Annotated in this window: 13 protein-coding genes and 2 pseudogenes; 5 read left to right on the top strand and 10 right to left on the bottom strand. The window is 42.2% G+C overall.

Going from position 1 to position 18,254, the window contains the following annotated elements; all coding sequences use genetic code 11:
• Positions 1–7: 7 nt before the first annotated feature.
• The 6 genes from HMPREF0663_RS10055 to HMPREF0663_RS10030 all read right to left on the bottom strand — a co-directional run bounded on the left by HMPREF0663_RS10055 (position 8) and on the right by HMPREF0663_RS10030 (position 7,713).
• On the bottom strand, positions 8–2,074 hold the full coding sequence (locus HMPREF0663_RS10055; RefSeq protein ID WP_374188038.1) for an alpha amylase C-terminal domain-containing protein: 2,067 nt from the start codon (positions 2,072–2,074) through the stop codon (positions 8–10).
• A gap of 28 nt (positions 2,075–2,102) precedes the next feature.
• Positions 2,103–3,215, bottom strand: coding sequence for a phosphatidylinositol-4-phosphate 5-kinase (locus tag HMPREF0663_RS10050; protein WP_004370400.1), 1,113 nt, complete (start codon positions 3,213–3,215; stop codon positions 2,103–2,105).
• Positions 3,216–3,340: 125 nt separating this feature from the next.
• Positions 3,341–3,541 (bottom strand): hypothetical protein, encoded by a 201-nt coding sequence (locus HMPREF0663_RS10045; RefSeq protein WP_004370399.1) that lies wholly within the window; start codon positions 3,539–3,541, stop codon positions 3,341–3,343.
• A 359-nt stretch (positions 3,542–3,900) separates the two neighbouring features.
• Positions 3,901–5,595, bottom strand: coding sequence for a peptide MFS transporter (locus HMPREF0663_RS10040; RefSeq protein ID WP_004370397.1), 1,695 nt, complete (start codon positions 5,593–5,595; stop codon positions 3,901–3,903).
• Between the two features lie 10 nt (positions 5,596–5,605).
• Positions 5,606–6,346, bottom strand: coding sequence for a porin family protein (locus HMPREF0663_RS10035; RefSeq protein WP_004370396.1), 741 nt, complete (start codon positions 6,344–6,346; stop codon positions 5,606–5,608).
• Between the two features lie 2 nt (positions 6,347–6,348).
• The gene (locus tag HMPREF0663_RS10030; RefSeq protein ID WP_004370395.1) at positions 6,349–7,713 is read right to left on the bottom strand and encodes a LysM peptidoglycan-binding domain-containing protein; all 1,365 of its coding nucleotides are present in this window, start codon (positions 7,711–7,713) and stop codon (positions 6,349–6,351) included.
• 97 nt (positions 7,714–7,810) lie between these two features.
• On the opposite strand from HMPREF0663_RS10030, the gene HMPREF0663_RS10025 reads away from it, so the two are divergent.
• The 5 genes and pseudogenes from HMPREF0663_RS10025 (at position 7,811) to HMPREF0663_RS12120 (ending at position 12,657) form a co-directional block, all read left to right on the top strand.
• Positions 7,811–8,533, top strand: a complete 723-nt coding sequence (locus HMPREF0663_RS10025) for a T9SS type B sorting domain-containing protein (protein ID WP_004370394.1) — start codon at positions 7,811–7,813, stop codon at positions 8,531–8,533.
• Between the two features lie 63 nt (positions 8,534–8,596).
• Positions 8,597–11,467, top strand: a complete 2,871-nt coding sequence (uvrA, locus tag HMPREF0663_RS10020; protein ID WP_004370393.1) for an excinuclease ABC subunit UvrA — start codon at positions 8,597–8,599, stop codon at positions 11,465–11,467.
• Between the two features lie 16 nt (positions 11,468–11,483).
• Positions 11,484–11,695: pseudogene (locus tag HMPREF0663_RS11835) on the top strand (tyrosine-type recombinase/integrase); the annotation flags it as partial.
• A gap of 204 nt (positions 11,696–11,899) precedes the next feature.
• Positions 11,900–12,394, top strand: a pseudogene (locus HMPREF0663_RS10010) (site-specific integrase); the annotation flags it as partial.
• A gap of 44 nt (positions 12,395–12,438) precedes the next feature.
• Positions 12,439–12,657, top strand: coding sequence for a hypothetical protein (locus tag HMPREF0663_RS12120; protein ID WP_187115882.1), 219 nt, complete (start codon positions 12,439–12,441; stop codon positions 12,655–12,657).
• Between the two features lie 175 nt (positions 12,658–12,832).
• On the opposite strand, the gene HMPREF0663_RS10000 is transcribed toward HMPREF0663_RS12120, so the two are convergent.
• From HMPREF0663_RS10000 to HMPREF0663_RS09985, 4 genes are all read right to left on the bottom strand, one after another.
• Entirely contained in the window at positions 12,833–14,062 is a 1,230-nt protein-coding gene (locus tag HMPREF0663_RS10000) for a hypothetical protein (RefSeq protein WP_143150407.1), read from the bottom strand.
• 283 nt (positions 14,063–14,345) lie between these two features.
• Positions 14,346–15,077 carry a YebC/PmpR family DNA-binding transcriptional regulator gene (locus tag HMPREF0663_RS09995; RefSeq protein ID WP_004370388.1) on the bottom strand — a complete coding sequence of 244 codons (732 nt, stop codon included), beginning with the start codon at positions 15,075–15,077 and terminating at the stop codon, positions 14,346–14,348.
• Between the two features lie 42 nt (positions 15,078–15,119).
• Positions 15,120–17,585 carry a phenylalanine--tRNA ligase subunit beta gene (pheT, locus tag HMPREF0663_RS09990; protein WP_004370387.1) on the bottom strand — a complete coding sequence of 822 codons (2,466 nt, stop codon included), beginning with the start codon at positions 17,583–17,585 and terminating at the stop codon, positions 15,120–15,122.
• Positions 17,586–17,814: 229 nt separating this feature from the next.
• Positions 17,815–18,243 carry a hypothetical protein gene (locus tag HMPREF0663_RS09985; protein WP_004370385.1) on the bottom strand — a complete coding sequence of 143 codons (429 nt, stop codon included), beginning with the start codon at positions 18,241–18,243 and terminating at the stop codon, positions 17,815–17,817.
• Between the last annotated feature and the right edge of the window lie 11 nt (positions 18,244–18,254).

Below are 18,254 nucleotides of genomic sequence, written 5' to 3'. Positions count from 1 at the left end.
CGTATCTTTAATTCTTTTTTAATACTACTGCAGAACGTGCCGGAATATACAATTTGAGCCATTCTTTGTGCTCATTGACATAAAGGGGATCATAGTTTGTCAAGTGAGTCATTGTGTCATCGGCCAATCCATTACCGCCAAAATCCTTGGAATCCGTATTTAATACAACGCTATAACTACCCGTCGGCACAAGAAAACCGTAGTCTGTATAAGAACGTGTAGGCGAGAAATTGAACACAAACACCAAATCTCCCCTCATGAAACAAAGTATCTGATCGCCGTCATTATGCCAAATTTCATTGATTGCAGTTCTGTTAAAATTGCGTATACTCTTTATTATTTTTAGCATTTCTCTATCGAAATCGGCCAAATAATGATAATCCAAGTCTTTATTATCAACCAAATTCCACTGACGTCTTGCATATTTATAGCTCCAACCATTACCTTCGCGCGGGAAATCTATCCATTCAGGATGCCCGAATTCGTTCCCCATAAAGTTAAGATATCCCCCATTAATTGCCGACGCAGTAACAAGACGTATCATCTTGTGCAAAGCTATACCGCGATGTACCCGCTCGTTTTCATCCCCTTTCTTGAAGTGCCAATACATATCGGCATCAATAAGACGGAAGATAATCGTCTTATCTCCGACAAGAGCTTGGTCATGACTTTCACAATAGGAGATTGTTTTCTCGTCCGCACGCCGGTTCTTTACCTCCCAAAAGATACTGCTCGGTTTCCAATCTTCGTCACGTAATTCTTTGATAGTTTTTATCCAGAAATCCGGAATATTCATGGCCATACGATAGTCAAAACCACATCCGCCATCTTCAAACTTAGCTGCCAACCCGGGCATTCCGCTTACCTCTTCTGCGATAGTAATGGCATGCGAGTTCACTTCATGGATAAGTTTGTTGGCAAGTGTAAGATAACAAATGGCGTTATCATCTTCGTGTCCGTTGAAATAATCACCGTAATTTGTAAAGGCTTCGCCCAGTCCATGACTATAATAAAGCATAGATGTTACACCATCAAAGCGGAAACCGTCGAAATGGAATTCAGATAACCAGTATTTACAATTGCTTAAAAGGAAATGTATGACGTCATCTTTGCCGTAATCGAAACAAAGACTGTCCCACGCAGGATGCTCATGTTTATCACCCGAATAGAAGTATTGGTTCGGATCGCCGGCAAGGTTACCGAGGCCTTCCACTTCGTTTTTAACGGCATGAGAGTGCACAATGTCCATAATTACAGCTATGCCATTGGCATGAGCTGTATCAATCAATTCCTTTAACTCCTCCGGAGTACCGAAACGAGAAGACGGGGCAAAGAAAGAACTTACATGATATCCGAAACTTCCATAATACGGATGTTCCTGAATAGCCATAATCTGAATGCAGTTATAGCCGGCACGGACTATTCTCGGCAACACATTATCTTTAAATTCCTTGTAGGTTCCTACCTTTTCGGCATCTTGGCTCATGCCGATATGACATTCGTATATCAACAGCGGAGAAGTCTTCGGACGAAAAGTATTTTTCTTCCATACGTAAGGTACACTTGGCGCCCATACCTGCGCAGAGAATATTTTAGTATGCTCATCCTGTACAACACGTTGCGTCCAAGCAGGGATACGTTCTCCATAACCACCCTCCCAATATACATGCATTTTATACAGATCTCCGTGCTTCAGAGCTTTGGCAGGAAGTTTCAACTCCCAATCTCCCGTCCCTTCTATACGTGTAGCCTTGAATTTGTCGGTCTCTTTCCAATCGTTAAAATCGCCTACCAAATATATTGCAGTGGCATTAGGTGCCCACTCTCTGAACACCCAACCGCGCGAAACTTTATGGAGTCCATAGTATTTATAGCCATTTGCAAAGTCTGATAAACTTCTTTTTCCCTGTCCAGTCAGTGCGTTCAACTTCCACAGCGCATGTTCATGCCGTCCGCGTATGGCCTCTTCAAAAGGTTCAAGATAAGCGTCTTTATTCACCAAACCTATATGTTCGGTTTGCTTATCCCTAATAGCAGTTTTTAAAACTGCGTTTTTTTTCGATGTTTTCTTCATTGCCATAGTCTGCTACGATTATTATTGATTACTCTTCGAAACGCCGTCCGCTTTCATAACGTCCCTTTTTCGTTATCTGTCCGTTACGATCTTTCTCAACGAATTTGCCGTTTCTTCTATCGTTAGAATACGAACCTTCAAAGCGTACTCCGTCTTTGGTTTCCTCTATAGCTGGCCCATTACGTAGTCCGTTCTTATATGTTCCTTTGAATTTACTGCCATCGGCATAATGGATAACAACGTTTCCATCGATTTTTCCATTCTTAAAATTGCCTTCGAACACATCGCCGTTTCGCTTGATAAGTTTACCGCGCCCATTCTGTTTATCGTTTTTCCACTGGCCCGAATACGAGTCTCCGTTTTTCCATGCCAATGTTCCTGCTCCCTCTTTATCGCCTTCGTTGAAATGACCGGTATACTTATCACCGTTGGCATACTTAAAAATTCCCTCGCCTGTACGCTCGCCCTGATTGTAATCACCCTCATATACATCGCCGTTTTGAAACTTATATACACCGCGTCCGTTCTGTATATCGTTCTTCCAATCTCCGTTATATACATCGCCGTCAGCATATCTGTTTACGCCCTTCCCCGACCGCTGATTATTCATCCACATGCCGTCGTAAGTCGTTCCGTCTCCCCAATCAAAGAAGCCTTTGCCGCTTTTTTGATCGTTTGCCCATTGCCCTTTGTAATATGCACCGCTCGCAAAAGTATAAATCCCCTTACCTTGACGTTTGTCCTGATACCACTCTCCTTCATATCTATCGCCGTTATAATAATACATGGTGCCATGTCCTTGTTGGTAATCTCGGAACCATAATCCCACATATTTATTATTATTGGCAAAATAATAGGTACCTTTACCGTGTTGCTGATCCTGATACCATTGCCCTTCATATTTCTCCCCGTCGGAAAAGGCATAAATACCATACCCCTGACGTTTACCTTTTACGTATTCTCCTTCGTAGGTATCGCCGTTTTTCCAAAGCGTATTACCTTTACCATTCGGCTTTCCGGAAACCATTTCGCCTTTATATACACCCTTGTCATGTGTGATGCAAGAGCCCAAAGTAACCTTTTGTGCAGAGCTATATAATGAGAATAATAGCAATAAAGTTATAAATATCTGTTTTTTCACTTGTACAAGTTTTTACTTTTCATGGTCAAAAATAGGAAATAATTGCCACATGTACAAATAGATTAGTATTTTTTAATCATGTTTCCACTTTGCGCACATTCAGGCTAATTATACTACATACTTGACTATTTCTGCAGCAACGAATAATATTCAATGCGCCTCTCGTACAAATATTCCTCGGTGTAATGCTTCATAACCGGCAGACTATCTACGCTTACTTTCTTCCCATCGGTGATTTGATTTTTCTCTTTACATCTTGCCCAATTACTGTGAGTACCGGAATTAGAATACACATATCTGTCTTTCATGTGCATATTATAATACATATATACGTACCGTTTTTACGCGCCTTTTTAGGAAAAGCGTCTGTTGATCAGGTGGCGCGAACGTACCCTCGACCTCTATACTGACGACAGAAGTAATCGATACAACAGATACTATACCTGTTTATTATCGGCAAACCAGCTATGTATCAACAACATACATCAGGTCTGTTAAACATAAAACAACTATCTATTGTTCGTTATCCCCATATCCCGCCAAAGCATACAGTTACCATATCATGCATAGCAACGGAATATCAACGCGGAAACGAATATTTCTGATATATATTGAAATAACACAAAATGAGGGAAAGTTCATAATATACGAACTCTCCCTCATTGATAGTATTGAAGTATCTGGACTAACAAACTTTCTCGAGACGCTTCATCATAATGAACATAAACAGCGCCGCAAGCAAACAGAGTGCTATCAATATACTCCAAATGGCAATCAACGGTAGGTGTAACCACAAGAGTCCGGGCACCTGAACGGCATAGTTACCCACTGCCGTAGCGGCAAACCAGCCCCCCATCATAGCTCCCTTGAGTTTGGGAGGTGCCACTTTGCTGACAAAAGAAATACCCATCGGGCTCAATAACAGTTCGGCAAACGTAAGGATCAGATAGGTGCTGATCAATAGATTGGGCGAAGCTGGATTGGTAAGAAGGTTTGCATCGGTCTTTAAATCGGCCGGTGTAGGCATGCCAATACTACCGAATGTGAGTAAACAATATGCCACCGCTGCCACAAGCATGCCTAATGCGATCTTGCGAGGTGCCGAGGGCTCCTTACCTTTCGAGGCAAGCCATGAGAACAGAAGCAACGAAAAAGGAGTTAAAGCAACTACAAAGAACGGATTAAACTGCTGAAACTGTTGCGGAAGTATGTTCACAACGCTGTCCATATCGAAATAAATAGCACCGATACCCGTCACACATAGCGCACTCACCCCGCCTGCTATGATGCGTGCTTTACCTGTTTTAGATTGGAATACCGCAAACAAAGCATAAACAAGAACCGCTATGAGTGCAATACTCCACACATTGAAACCGATGCGGGTAAGGCCGGTAACGCTGCTAGCCGTATAATCGCGCGCGAAATAAGTAAGCGTCGCGCCGTTCTGATGGAATGCCATCCAAAAGAAAATAACTACAATAAACACCAATATCAAGGCAATGATACGCTGTTTAGTTTCTGCCGGAGTGAGCTTCTCCTCCGTCATATTTACATCGTTCCCATCTTTTGCCGCAGCTGCCATCTGTTTCGAATTACCTTCTATGTGCTTGAATGTACGCCGACATGTAAAATAAATCAGTGCCGAAACGATGAGCGAAATACACGCGATACCGAAACCATAGTTATAAGCCTGCGAAAGGCTGTCGATATATTGATGGGAGAATGTAACTAAGTCACCCGTAAAATGGGTGGCAATCTTATGGTTATCGATTAGTCCCTGCACCAATTGGCGGTTTGCTTCCGACGCACTACCATCGATAATCTGATGCGCAATGGCCGGAACGCGCCCATCATAAATAAATCCGTCTTTGCCCATCATCCAATTGGTGATGGCTGTTGCAGCCGTAGGGGCAAACATTGCACCGATGTTGATGGCCATATAAAACAGCGAAAAGGCTGTATCTCGCTTGGTACTATAGCGCTTATCGTCGTACAGATTACCAACCATCACCTGCAAATTACCTTTAAAAAGTCCGGTACCTAATGCAATGAGCGACAAAGCTCCTATCATAATCCAATAACCACTGTTATCGGCAGCAGTAGGGATGGCAAGCAGTAAGTAACCTATGAACATGACCAAAAAGCCGGATATAACCATCTTGCCGTATCCGAACTTGTCTGCAAGGATGCCTCCCAGCAAAGGTAGGAAATATACACCGGCCAAAAAGCCTGAATAAATTTTGATGGCTTCCGATTCATCGTATCCGAACTTAGCCTGCAGGAATAGCGTAAAAATCGCGAGCATCGTATAATAACCGAATCTCTCGCCAGTATTGGCCAATGCTAAAGCATAAAGACCTTTAGGTTGATTTTCAAACATAGTTTTATTATTATTTTGTTTTAGTTATATCGAAAAGGTAGGTCAGTTTCACAACAATATTGCTTAAATTGGATTTAGCAAAATAATCGCGCTTGGAATCGCCGTAAATATTTCCAAGTCCATAGTAATAACGACCATCTAAAAGAAAATGCCCAACCTTGGGTATAGTATATTCCATACCAATTCCGGCAACTATCCCGTAATCTATTTTATGCTCTACAGGCATGGAATATTGCGATATTTCCTTATTGGAGCGATCGGTTAAATTAGGTTTAGCAACATCGAAGTTAGCCTTTGTGCTTTCACTAAGCAGATAACCGAATTGAGGTCCTGCCTGAAAAAAGAATTGAATTCCCTTATGTTCTTTTCCCCAAGCAAGATGGGCAAATACAGGTATCTGAATATAATTTAAGGTACGACTGTATTTCTCTGCCAAGCCGGTTTCCGCATTAATTACAGGTGCATTTGTAATATCAACTATTCGCTCTTTCCATCCTATTTGTGCGTAATTTATTTCCGTATAGATCGAGCATATTGTACTGAAATACTTTTCGCATACATAGCGTAAAGAAAGACCGGCAGTAATGCCTCCGTGCATTCCTTGAGTAACCTTGGGCGTAAAACCGACATTGCTCATGGCATAACCGCCATTTACACCTATCGACAAATCGTTACGATGCTGTCCAATCTGTGCTGTTGCACTTAGCGAAACAGTCATAAATAGTATGATTGCGTATTTGCGCATATTCATAATTAATAGGTAATTGATTCAATCGTCTGGTTACGATTGTAGTGTATCAACATAAAGTTTCTATTCACGGCTCCCCCACCGCTTCCTAATTTCTTAAAGTTAAGAGGAGTCTGCAAAGCCTTATATCTGACAGCATACTTGCTACCGCTAAATGTTTTTCCCTGTAGGTGCAACCCCCTAATAAAAAAGTTTGCATGATCATAACCGGTGACGGCAAATCTTGGCAATGCATATTGTAAGTCGGTTTTAAACCAATGGCGATAACCGTTTTCCAAATGTTGCGTCTTCCTATCCACAGCATTATAATAAAATGAAGTTGGGATATAAGCGTCGTATTTATAAAAATAATTTAGATAAACCTTCGTATACATCAGCCATTCCGTATAGCCGAACAGTGATATAGATATAGAAGGCTCATTTACTTTCAGTCCATCTAATTTGGCAAGAGCGACATTTAGTTCCGGTGAACGGCCTGTATTCAAAATAACAATATTAGGTTGGGTGCGGCTAAAAGCCTTTGCAAAATTCACCTCACTTGACTTCAAATTCGTTATGCTGTATTTCAAACCCTTCGACTCAAGGCGTTTACGCAGGCTATATGTAAATACGCCTTTCTTACTTGTTGTGTCATTACAGTCTACAAATACAGCATGATAACCGGAAAAGCGTTCCATATAAGCGTTTAATACCATATCATTAAACAATTCGGGCGATTGGTATACTTGAAACATCTCAGGATTGGAAGCAATATCGTTGCCCGATATAGAGAATGGCACCACCATCATAATGTCATTTTTCTTACAAAAACCCGCAAGAGGTTTTACCTGTTTCGTATATAGTGGGCCAAAGATAATATCACAATCTTTTACTCCATCGGCGGCAAGTGTTTGTGTTATATCAGCTTCTTGAGGAATATTCCAAGCAGAAACGGTTGTAGATATTCCTTCTTTCTTTAAACTGTCGCATGCCATTAATATACCTCGGTAATATTCCACCATACGTTTACCATCGCCATCTGCATCATGTAAAGGTAACATAATACCGATATGCACTGCCCGTTTGCGAATATCATCGGTGCTCCTTTTTATCTTTTCAGAAACAACAGGCACTTTCGTTTCCACTTTCTTATCCTTTGCATAAGGAATATAAACATTATCTCCCTTTTTTAAAGAATAGCCTTCGAGCTTCATATCAGGATTGGCATCCATCAATTCCATAATGGATATATCGTATTTTCTTGCAATACCGAAAATAGTATCCTTCTTTTTAACTTTATATATCTCGCGCCATGTCTTGGTTTGGGCAAAGCTCCAAGAAATACAACTGATAAATATTAAAGTTAAAAAGTACCTTAAAATATATTTCATAACATGATTTATTTCGTATTATGTGTGCAAAAATACAAAAAAAGAGTGGCTAAATCAACTTTATTGAGTATTTTTGCATTATTATTATTCATTCAAAATGAAATTTCAATTTATTCTGTCTATCATATTAGCTGTAAGCACCTTGAATGTTGATGCACAGCAAATGCCATCCATCAATCCTACAGGTACTTTCACTCCTTCGACAGGTGAAGCCGCTGAAGATGTCACCTCATTTCAAGGTTCTGCCCCTATAGTCGCACAATTTAAAGCGAATGCCGAGAACACCAATGGCTGGACAACATATTATGAATGGCGTTTTACAAAAGAAGGAGAAAATTCTCCTTATCTTGTCAGATATGAGCAAGATACCGAATACACATTCACATCCGCAGGAACCCATAGAATTATACTTTACGCTATATTCACCCAAGGTACAGACACTGTTGCTTTTACAAAAGAATATTGGGCAGAGAATGTGCCTATCACAGTTTCAATATCCGAAAGCAAACTTGAATTTCCCAATGCATTCTCACCGAATGGAGATGGCATCAACGATATTTACAAAGCCAAAGATGGTTTTCAGAGTATTACAGATTTCCATGCTTATATATACAACCGTTGGGGACAGTTGCTTTACGAATGGACAAATCCGTCTGAAGGATGGGATGGTAAATATAAAGGACAAGATGTAAAACAAGGCGTTTACTTCTGCTTAGTGAAAGCAAAGGGTGCCGACGGGCGTACATTCAATATCAAGAGAGATGTGAATTTATTACGCGGATATACAGAAGGCACAAACTCGACATCAGGAAATAATTGATATCATCCGAAAATATTCGGAAAGAAAAATCCTACAATTAATCTTTCAAATAGGAATTGGCAAATGGATCGTGAAGACGAAAAAATATATGTTTGGGGAGCACGTGTACATAATCTTAAAAATGTAGATGTAGTAATTCCGCGAAATTCTTTAACTGTAATCACCGGTCTATCCGGTTCTGGCAAATCTTCTCTTGCTTTCGACACGATTTTTGCCGAAGGACAACGACGTTATATCGAAACCTTTTCTGCTTACGCACGTAATTTCCTCGGAAACATGGAGCGTCCCGATGTTGATAAAATCACGGGGTTGAGCCCTGTTATCAGTATCGAACAGAAAACTACCAATAAAAATCCGAGGTCGACTGTTGGTACCACTACCGAAATATATGATTACCTACGTCTACTTTATGCACGTGCTGGAACAGCATATAGTTATCTTTCCGGTGAGAAAATGGTAAAGTATACGGAGGAGAAGGTATTGGATATGATTATGACCGATTATGCAGAGAAGTCCATTTATATCCTTGCCCCGCTCGTACGTCAACGTAAGGGACACTATCGTGAATTATTTGAAAGCATGCGCCGAAAGGGGTATCTTTATATTCGCATAGATGGAGAAGTCAAAGAAATCGTACGAGGCATGAAAGTAGACCGCTACAAAAACCATAACATAGAAGTTGTTATCGATAAGCTGCAAGTACAAAACAAAGACAACGAAAGGCTCAAAAAAAGTGTACAAACGGCAATGAAACAAGGCGAAGGCGTTATTATGATTATGGATAAAGATACGGAAAAAGTGCGTAATTTCTCCAAACGACTGATGGATCCTGCAACAGGAATTTCGTATGGTGAGGCTGCTCCCAACATCTTTTCTTTCAATTCTCCAGAAGGAGCTTGTCCACATTGTAAAGGATTGGGATATGTGAACGAGATCGATCTAAACAAAGTTATTCCCAATAACAAACTAAGTATTTACGAGGGAGCTATCGTTCCTCTCGGCAAATATAAAAACCAAATGATATTCTGGCAGCTTGATGCCATATTGCAAAAATATGAATGTACATTGAAAACCCCATTCAAGAATATCCCACAAGAGGCAGTAGACGAAATTCTCTACGGCACTCTCGAAAATGTAAAGATCAGTAAAGAACTGGTACATACATCATCAGATTACTTTGTTACTTTTGACGGTGTCGTCAAGTATTTACGCACAGTTATTGAAAACGATGATTCCACTGCCGGTCAGAAGTGGGCTGACCAATTTCTTGGTACAGCCTTATGTCCGGAATGTCATGGGATGAGGCTCAAACCGGAATCGCTGTCGTATAAGATATGGGAAAAGAATATATCCGAAGTTGCCGATTTGGATATGACAGACTTGCGGCTTTGGCTCGAACATGTGCAAGAACATATGGATGCTCAACAAAGGAAGATTGCTTCTGAAATAGTGAAAGAACTCTTGACAAGGGTAAACTTCTTGCTTGAAGTTGGACTGGATTATTTGGCCCTCAATCGGCAATCGGCTACCCTCTCGGGTGGAGAAAGCCAGCGCATACGTCTTGCCACACAGATAGGAAGCCAACTCGTAAATGTATTATACATACTCGACGAACCAAGTATCGGTCTGCATCAGCGAGATAACGAGCGGCTTATCAATTCCCTGAAAGAACTTAGAGACCTTGGCAATACCGTTATTGTTGTAGAACACGATAAAGATATGATGTTGGCTGCCGATTATATTGTCGACATCGGCCCTAAGGCCGGACGCAAAGGTGGCGAAGTTGTATTTCAAGGCACACCGAAAGATATGCTCAAACAACACACCATTACTTCGCAATATTTGAATGGAGAACTAAAGATAGATCTTCCGAGAATAAGAGATATTAACAAAGACGACACCGCGCCTCTCCCCGTCTATCGGAGAAAAGGCAATGGTAAACATATCCGCATCATTGGGGCTTGTGGTAATAACCTGAAGAATATAGACGTAAGTTTCCCCCTTGGAGAGCTGATCATAGTAACAGGTGTCTCCGGTTCAGGGAAATCTACTCTTATCAACGAAACATTGCAGCCCATCCTCTCGCACCATTTCTATCGATCGCTCAAAAAGCCTATGCCATACAAGAAGATCGAAGGCATCGATTACATAGATAAGGTAGTGAACGTAGACCAAAGTCCTATCGGCCGTACACCGCGCTCCAATCCCGCTACTTACACAGGTGTATTCAGCGATATACGCTCTCTGTTCGTTAATTTGCCCGAGGCTAAAATCAGAGGATACAAGCCCGGACGCTTCTCTTTCAATGTGAAAGGCGGACGATGCGAGGCATGTGGAGGCAACGGATACAAAACCATCGAGATGAATTTCCTGCCGGATGTAATGATCCCTTGCGAGGTCTGCCACGGTAAGCGCTACAATCGCGAAACGCTCGAAGTACGTTATAAAGGCAAATCCATTGCCGATGTGCTCGATATGACCATCAACCAAGCTGTAGAATTCTTCGAAACCGTACCCAACATTCTGCAAAAGATCAAAACTCTTCAAGACGTCGGATTAGGATATATCAAACTCGGACAATCCTCCACAACACTCTCCGGCGGCGAAAGCCAACGCGTAAAACTCGCCACAGAATTATCCAAACGCGATACGGGCAAAACGCTTTATATTCTTGACGAGCCCACCACAGGCCTCCATTTCGAAGACATCCGCATCCTGATGAATGTTCTGCAAAAACTCGTAGATAAAGGTAACACCGTTATTATCATCGAACATAATCTCGACGTAATAAAACTGGCCGATTACATCATCGATATGGGACCCGAAGGCGGACGCGGCGGCGGGACCGTTCTTGCCACCGGCTCTCCCGAAGAAGTGGCCCGAAGTCCCTTAGGGTTCACTCCAAAGTTCCTCGCTGAAGCACTCAAAGTATAGTTGTAAACTTTCCTGTATTTCTTTTCCCTTTATCACGCATATAGCACGGCACACTTTTGCAACGCTCATCAACTTGAACAGGGCGTACCCATCGAAACGGTGAGCAAGATGCTCGGACATACGAACGTAAGTATGACCGAACGCTATGCAAAGGTAACGCCGCAAAAGTTCTTTGAGGAGTTCGGCCGCTTCCTCTCTTTTACCGAAGACTTGCAATTGGCCATTTAATCCCTCTGTTTCTTTATTTCTTATCCATTTATTCAAAACCATCAAGACAATGAGAAGTACATTCAAGATATACATTTACGTGATCAATTGGACAGATTTGGATAATTAATTGGACACGTTTGTCCAATTGACTAGACTCATTTGTCCAATTAATTATATGTTCCATATCAACAGGAAGATGTCGGGCAGAGATGTCGATGTACCCGTGTGGTCATCCAGAGGATTATCAGGTACAATCCCTTTGAGAACACCAAGCACGAGAAACCGGAACAGAAGATACGTTTTCTGCAAAAGAGCGATGTGGCCAAACTCATGGCTTTGAAAGTAAACGACAAGGAGGCAGAACAGGCAAGGCTGATGTTCATCTTCGCTTGCTTTACAGGCTTGGCTATTGCCGACATGGAGCATCTGCAATATGGACATATCCAAACGGCAGCGGGCGGACAGAAGTACATCCGCAAGGAACGGCAGAAGACAAAGGTGGAGTTTGTCGTGCCCTTGCATCCGATAGCAGAAGCCATTATCAAACATTGCAAGGCTGAACGGGAGAGAAAAGGAGGAATGCAATCGGTGAAAGAAAAAGGTAAAACTAAAACAATGACAGATAAGCTTGTCTTTCCCTGTTATTGTAGCCGAAGTGTAATGACTGCCAAGTTAAGTATCGTGGGCAAAGCTTGCGGCATTAGAGAGCGGTTGTCCTGTTAGGTCTCCCTCCTTCAGTTTCGGCAGATATTCCAACCGCAATGCCAGTATCTGCGTATCAACCGGAGGTTAAGGGGAAGACGAACCTCGTCTTCATCCATGATAATGAGCTATGCACCGCATGCCACATTGTAAGTACTTTGACAAAGATCGACGTCAAGACAACGAGGAAGCAGACCAAAGCGCTGCAGGAAACCGACATCACGAATCCCGACTTCCCTCACGAGATAAAGATAAGTCGAAAGTTAATAACAAAGTAGATATACCCGTCATTCGGATACTTCAGAGAGAAAAACAGATGCTCCTCAATATAGTTGAAGTCATCGCAAAGGTAAAATATATTGGAACGGTATAAAACCACAAAGACATCCCAAGATTGCTCCGCTTACACGTGTTTGAGACACAGGTGCTATACACCAAGGTATTTTTTTAGATCTATATTCCTTTTACTGCCCTATCCATCAGTGCTACCGCACGTCTAGAAATATGGGTATTCAGATATTCTATCAACATATCATAATCCACGACTTTTCCTCTGGAAGAATCTAAAAAGTCGATAAGGCATAATGCTAATTTATCAGCACCGACCATCCTTGCGACATCATCTATTATTTCGGGTCCTCTTCCATATATCTGGCAGGCTGTATTCGAATCATCTTCCTCCAAATCATAAATCGGAGTATCGCATGTTTTTTTCCACTTTGTCGTGTTCTCTTTACCCGTAAAATATCGGGAGAGCCATTCTATAATACTCTCGCTAACAAAGAACTGCCCTTTCTTTTGTGAGGCAAAATCGTTTTCGAAGATCGAATGCAGACATTCGTGAAATACCGATATGGAGTTTAGGTCAATGTCAACTATGCATATATCATTTATACTATGTCCCGCACCGAGTCCACCAGCCCTGTATAACACACGCAGAATCGTGAAATCTTTCTTAAATGGGGACAATTTATATAATTTTCTGAATGCTCGCCTCAATTCGTTTTTTATTTGGTTGGCTTTCGAAGATGGTTCAGTAAGAATACTGTAAAGCCTAACCTTTGTTCCTAAGAACATAAACGAATCCAATGCAACATAGTTCTTATTAACGAACAGCAATTCATCCATATTTCCATCCATACCCTCATCATAGCTTCTTATGACGTAGTAATTATCAGGGGCTTTTATTTCCCAAGCCTTAATATTTACATTGTTAGGGAAGACTGACTCCAGCTCTTTACTAAACTCATATATATTGGTTCCATTAGATTTCAGCAAACTAAAGAACAAGCCGGTTCCGGTCACATCATAATCAAGGTAAAAGCGTGAATGGCAGCCTTTAATAATTCGTATTTCCTGTCTGTCACAGAAAGGCATTGTTCCAGATATATTCCTGACATTAGCTTCTATAGTATCCCTCACATTATAAAAATTCGTCACGACCAAGTTGTATGGAGCCAAAGACACGCCGCTGTCTATATCCTTGCCGCCGATCTTTACGGAAGTTTCCAGAACCAAAGTGTCAGCTATAGTATTCGTCTGTATATCCATTGAAACATGAAGATGCATTACGGCATCTCCTGCTGCAATTGAAGGCATCAAACTCACATTAGCCTTATTACAGTTTATTTCCTGTCCGGTAACCCAAATTGTATTTAGGAAACAAAACAATGTTATGCTCAAACGTGTATTTAACTCCCTAAAATTTTTCAATAAACGTATATCCATCACATACACAGAATCTATACATCGAAACATATGTGGTACAAGAACAATACTGCCTTCATAGACATGCTCCTCACGCTCCTTGATGAGTAAATGCAACCATTAAGTGAGCATGCACCGAGTTTGTATACTGCCTTGAATGTTCCTTTACATCAGTTGCGTCAAATCGGCCGCCCGTATACAAGACAGTCTGCAATGATTTATTTCTGATTATGAAACTAACGGAGAAGGAGGGTGAAGATTATTCTTCTGCCGGTTTCATGTTCGTGTATACATTCTGCACGTCATCGTCGTCTTCGAGTAAATCTACCATCTTATCGATCGTCTCGCGCTGCTCCTGCGTAACATCTTTCAAATCGTTCGGAATGCGCGTAAATTCGGCTCCTTTTACCTCAAAGCCGTTGTCTTCAAGATATTTCTGAATGTCGCCGAAGCTTTTCGGATCGCCATAAATGGTAACCTCGCCCTCTTCCTCGTCGACATCGTAATCATCGTCTACCCCAAAATCGATCAGCTCAAGTATCAGCTCATCCATGTCTACGCCGTCTTTCTTCTTGAAAGTGAACACGCATTTGTGGTCGAACAAGAAAGACAGCGAGCCCATTGTGCCGAGGTTGCCGCTGAATTTGTTGAAAACTGCACGCACGTTCGCCACCGTTCGGGTTGTATTGTCCGTAGCGGCGTCTACAAAGATGGCAATCCCATGAGGGCCGTATCCTTCATACGTCATCTCTTTATATTCGCTTTGGTCTTTGCCCATTGCGTTTTTAATGGCGCGCTGCACGTTATCGTTCGGCATGTTCTCGCGCTTTGCAGTCTGTATGATAGCGCGGAGATGCGGATTATTTTCCGGATCGGGCCCTCCGGCTTTCACCGCAATAGCGATTTGTTTGCCGATCTTCGTGAATGTACGGGCCATGTGCCCCCATCTTTTCAGCTTTGTTGCTTTACGATATTCAAATGCTCTTCCCATTGGAGTTTATTGTTTTAATTATTTGTTGTCTTAAAAATATTGTTATCTCAGCTGCGCACCGAGCTTCGTGGTGAGCTGCGTTATCAGCTTGTTCATAATGGCATCGATCTGCTTATCGTTAAGCGTTTTTTGCTCATCCTGCAAAATAAAGTTCACCGCGTAGCTCTTCTTACCCGCCGGCAGGTTCTTGCCTTCATACACATCGAACAGTTCTACGCGTTTCAGGAGTTTCCTTTCGCTCTGTTTTGCCAGCCGATCAATCTGCTCGAATTGCACATCTTTGTCTATCAACAGTGCCAAATCGCGACTCACAGCCGGATACTTGGATATTTCCGCAAACTCAACTTTATGCTTGCGCACGGCTTTCATAACCGCAGTCCAGTTAATGTCTGCAAAATATACATCGCTGGAAATATCGGCCTGCTTCTTTAATTTGATGCTTAATATCCCCATCTCGGCGAGCGTCTTACCGCCTCTGTTCTTGACTGCGAGACCTTTAGAAAAGATGTTATTGTCGCTGTTTTCCACAACATACATGCCCGGCCCAATGCCTAAACGGGCAAAAACGTTCTGCACATAAGCCTTCAGTTCAAAAAAAGAAGAGGCTTCATCGGGATGCGCCCACGATCCCTCTACGCGCTTTCCCGTTACCCAAAGTCCGAGATGGCACTCCTCCATGTAGCCTTTAATCGGCTCGTCGGCCGTCCATTTGCCTTTATCAAAATAGTAACAGTTGCCGAATTCGAAAAACTTTAGGTTCGAATTCTTGCGGTTCGCATTGCGCATAATACTCTCCAAACCACCGAAAAGTAATGTCTGCCGCATCACACCGAGGTCTGCGCTCAGCGGATTCATCACCTTTACCGTGCTTTCTTCCGTATAATGATTAAGGCCTGCGTAATAAGAAGTCTTCGTCAACGAGTTATTCAATATCTCGCTAAAACCGCACCCCACGAGCTGTTCACCAATAATATTTTGCAGGTGATCAGCCTTATCTTCCTCTCCCTGAACGGTCAATGAGCTTTTGAGTTGTGCAGGTATCTCAACATTGTTATAGCCATAGATGCGCAGAATATCTTCCACAACGTCGCAAGGACGCTGCACATCCACCCGATAAGCCGGCACGAGAAGTTCCAAACTGCGGTTCTCTCTCTCGGCTTCAATCTTCATTTCCAAACTTGTTACAATGCTTTTTATCGTATCATGACCGATCGCTTTGCCAATCAATCTATCCACATAATCGTATTCAAGCGCCACTCTGCTACCGTTAATCGGTTCGGGATACACGTCTTTAATTCGCATGGAAACCTTTCCTCCCGCAAGTTCTTTACACAGAATGGCAGCCTGTTTCAGTGCATAAACGGTGCCATCGGGATCGATTCCGCGCTCGAAACGATAGCTCGAATCGGTACTCAATCCATGTCTGCGCGCACTCTTGCGAATCCACGTAGGATGAAAATATGCGCTTTCGAGCACCACGTTCTTGGTAGTATCATACGTTCCACTACCTTTCCCGCCGAATATTCCGGCTATGCACATAGGCTCTTCGGCATTGCAAATACTTAAATCGTGTGCTCCGAGCGCATGTTCCTCACCGTCTAAAGTTACGAATTTCGTTCCTTCGGGCTGCGTCCGAACGACAATCTTCCGGCCTTTCACCATGTCGGCATCAAAACAATGCATAGGCTGTCCGTAAGCCATCATAATGTAATTGGTAATGTCTACGATATTGTTTATCGGGCGCAAACCTATCACGCGCAGCTTATTCTGTAACCATTCAGGACTTTCCTTTACCTCGCAATCCGTTATAGAAACGCATGCATAGCGCTTGCAAGCATCGGTATTTTCTATTTCAACATCTATCGGCAGCGCCTCGTTGTCTACTTTAAATGCACTGCAATCCGGTCTGTGTAGCGATGTTTGATAGCCGTTCTGCAACAGCCACGCATACAAATCGCGTGCTACGCCGTAATGGCTTAATGCATCCGAACGGTTCGCCGTAATATCTATTTCGATCAGCCAATCGCTTTCAAGATGATAATATTCCGCTGCCGGAGTTCCCACAACGGCATCGTCCGGAAGTACGATAATTCCGTCATGACCGGTACCTATGCCTATTTCGTCTTCGGCACAAATCATCCCGAACGAGTCTACACCACGAAGACGCGATTTCTTTATGGTAAATTCGTTGTCTCCCTCATAAAGCACGCAACCCAGATCGGCAACAATAACTTTCTGCCCTGCGGCCACGTTCGGGGCCCCGCAAACAATCTGTTGCGGCTCTTCTTTACCCAAATCCACCGTTGTTACATGAAGATGATCGCTATCGGGATGCGCCTCACAGGTAAGAACTTTACCGACAAACAATCCTTTCAGACCTCCTTTCACGGTCTGCACCTCTTCAAGAGAGTCTACTTCAAGACCGGTAGAAGTCAGAGCGTCCGCCGTTTCCTGTGGAGTTAAATCGAAGTCTACATACTCCTTAAGCCACTTATAAGAAATATTCATATACCGTTATTGTTAAGTTCAGAAATATTGCTGCAAAAGTACGAAAAAAACGCCATTATGCAAAAATAATCTTACGAAAGTTCATTACGGAAACCGATTTGCGCAATTGTAAACATTATATCTATTTTCTGCTGTAAAAAGATTACATATCTATCAATGATAGACACGCCACCTATATCTGATAGAAAATACATCTATGCAACGTAGATATACCGTGTTCCGTAACATCTTATTTATCCCGTCGCACAAAGATCATTTGCTTAGGCAACTTAACCCACTTTCGGTTTCTTGCTATTTTAAGAGAACTGCCGCTTATTTGCCTAAAACTAAAAGTGCTGTCGGCATTGAATGTCAGTGTTGCATGAAGGTCCTCACTGCCATAGTCATTCGTTAAGTTCAACTCAGCCAAATGGTTATTCACACACTTAGCAGAGGTAATAAACCATTTCCGAGAGTCTGTATAATCGCCGAAGAAGCCGGCCATCTCGCCGAAAATCTCTTGTCCGGGCACTTTAACGTTATTAGCATAAAAATCAATTGTCAGATATACATTGTACTCCTTATTATATATAGTACCCTTGAAAACACCGTCGGTTTGTGCCATGCAGCCCAATGAAGGTATTAAAAACAATGCTATCGTTAAAATAATTTGCTTCATAATTTCGATTA

The organism is Hoylesella oralis ATCC 33269 (assembly GCF_000185145.2).
GTDB classification, from domain to species: domain Bacteria; phylum Bacteroidota; class Bacteroidia; order Bacteroidales; family Bacteroidaceae; genus Prevotella; species Prevotella phocaeensis.
Note: the sequence above shows the minus strand (reverse complement) of the source record. Positions and strands in the feature narration are given on the sequence as shown.

Excerpts from the sequence above, each read along its gene's own strand:
- uvrA (WP_004370393.1), top strand. The coding sequence starts at position 8,597 with ATGGATCGTGAAGACGAAAAAATATATGTTTGGGGAGCACGTGTACAT.
- HMPREF0663_RS10045 (WP_004370399.1), bottom strand. The coding sequence starts at position 3,541 with ATGTATTATAATATGCACATGAAAGACAGATATGTGTATTCTAATTCC.
- HMPREF0663_RS10035 (WP_004370396.1), bottom strand. The coding sequence starts at position 6,346 with ATGAATATGCGCAAATACGCAATCATACTATTTATGACTGTTTCGCTA.
- HMPREF0663_RS12120 (WP_187115882.1), top strand. The coding sequence starts at position 12,439 with ATGCCAGTATCTGCGTATCAACCGGAGGTTAAGGGGAAGACGAACCTC.
- pheT (WP_004370387.1), bottom strand. The coding sequence starts at position 17,585 with ATGAATATTTCTTATAAGTGGCTTAAGGAGTATGTAGACTTCGATTTA.
- HMPREF0663_RS09985 (WP_004370385.1), bottom strand. The coding sequence starts at position 18,243 with ATGAAGCAAATTATTTTAACGATAGCATTGTTTTTAATACCTTCATTG.
- HMPREF0663_RS10025 (WP_004370394.1), top strand. The coding sequence starts at position 7,811 with ATGAAATTTCAATTTATTCTGTCTATCATATTAGCTGTAAGCACCTTG.
- HMPREF0663_RS10040 (WP_004370397.1), bottom strand. The coding sequence starts at position 5,595 with ATGTTTGAAAATCAACCTAAAGGTCTTTATGCTTTAGCATTGGCCAAT.
- HMPREF0663_RS10055 (WP_374188038.1), bottom strand. The coding sequence starts at position 2,074 with ATGAAGAAAACATCGAAAAAAAACGCAGTTTTAAAAACTGCTATTAGG.
- HMPREF0663_RS10030 (WP_004370395.1), bottom strand. The coding sequence starts at position 7,713 with ATGAAATATATTTTAAGGTACTTTTTAACTTTAATATTTATCAGTTGT.
- HMPREF0663_RS09995 (WP_004370388.1), bottom strand. The coding sequence starts at position 15,077 with ATGGGAAGAGCATTTGAATATCGTAAAGCAACAAAGCTGAAAAGATGG.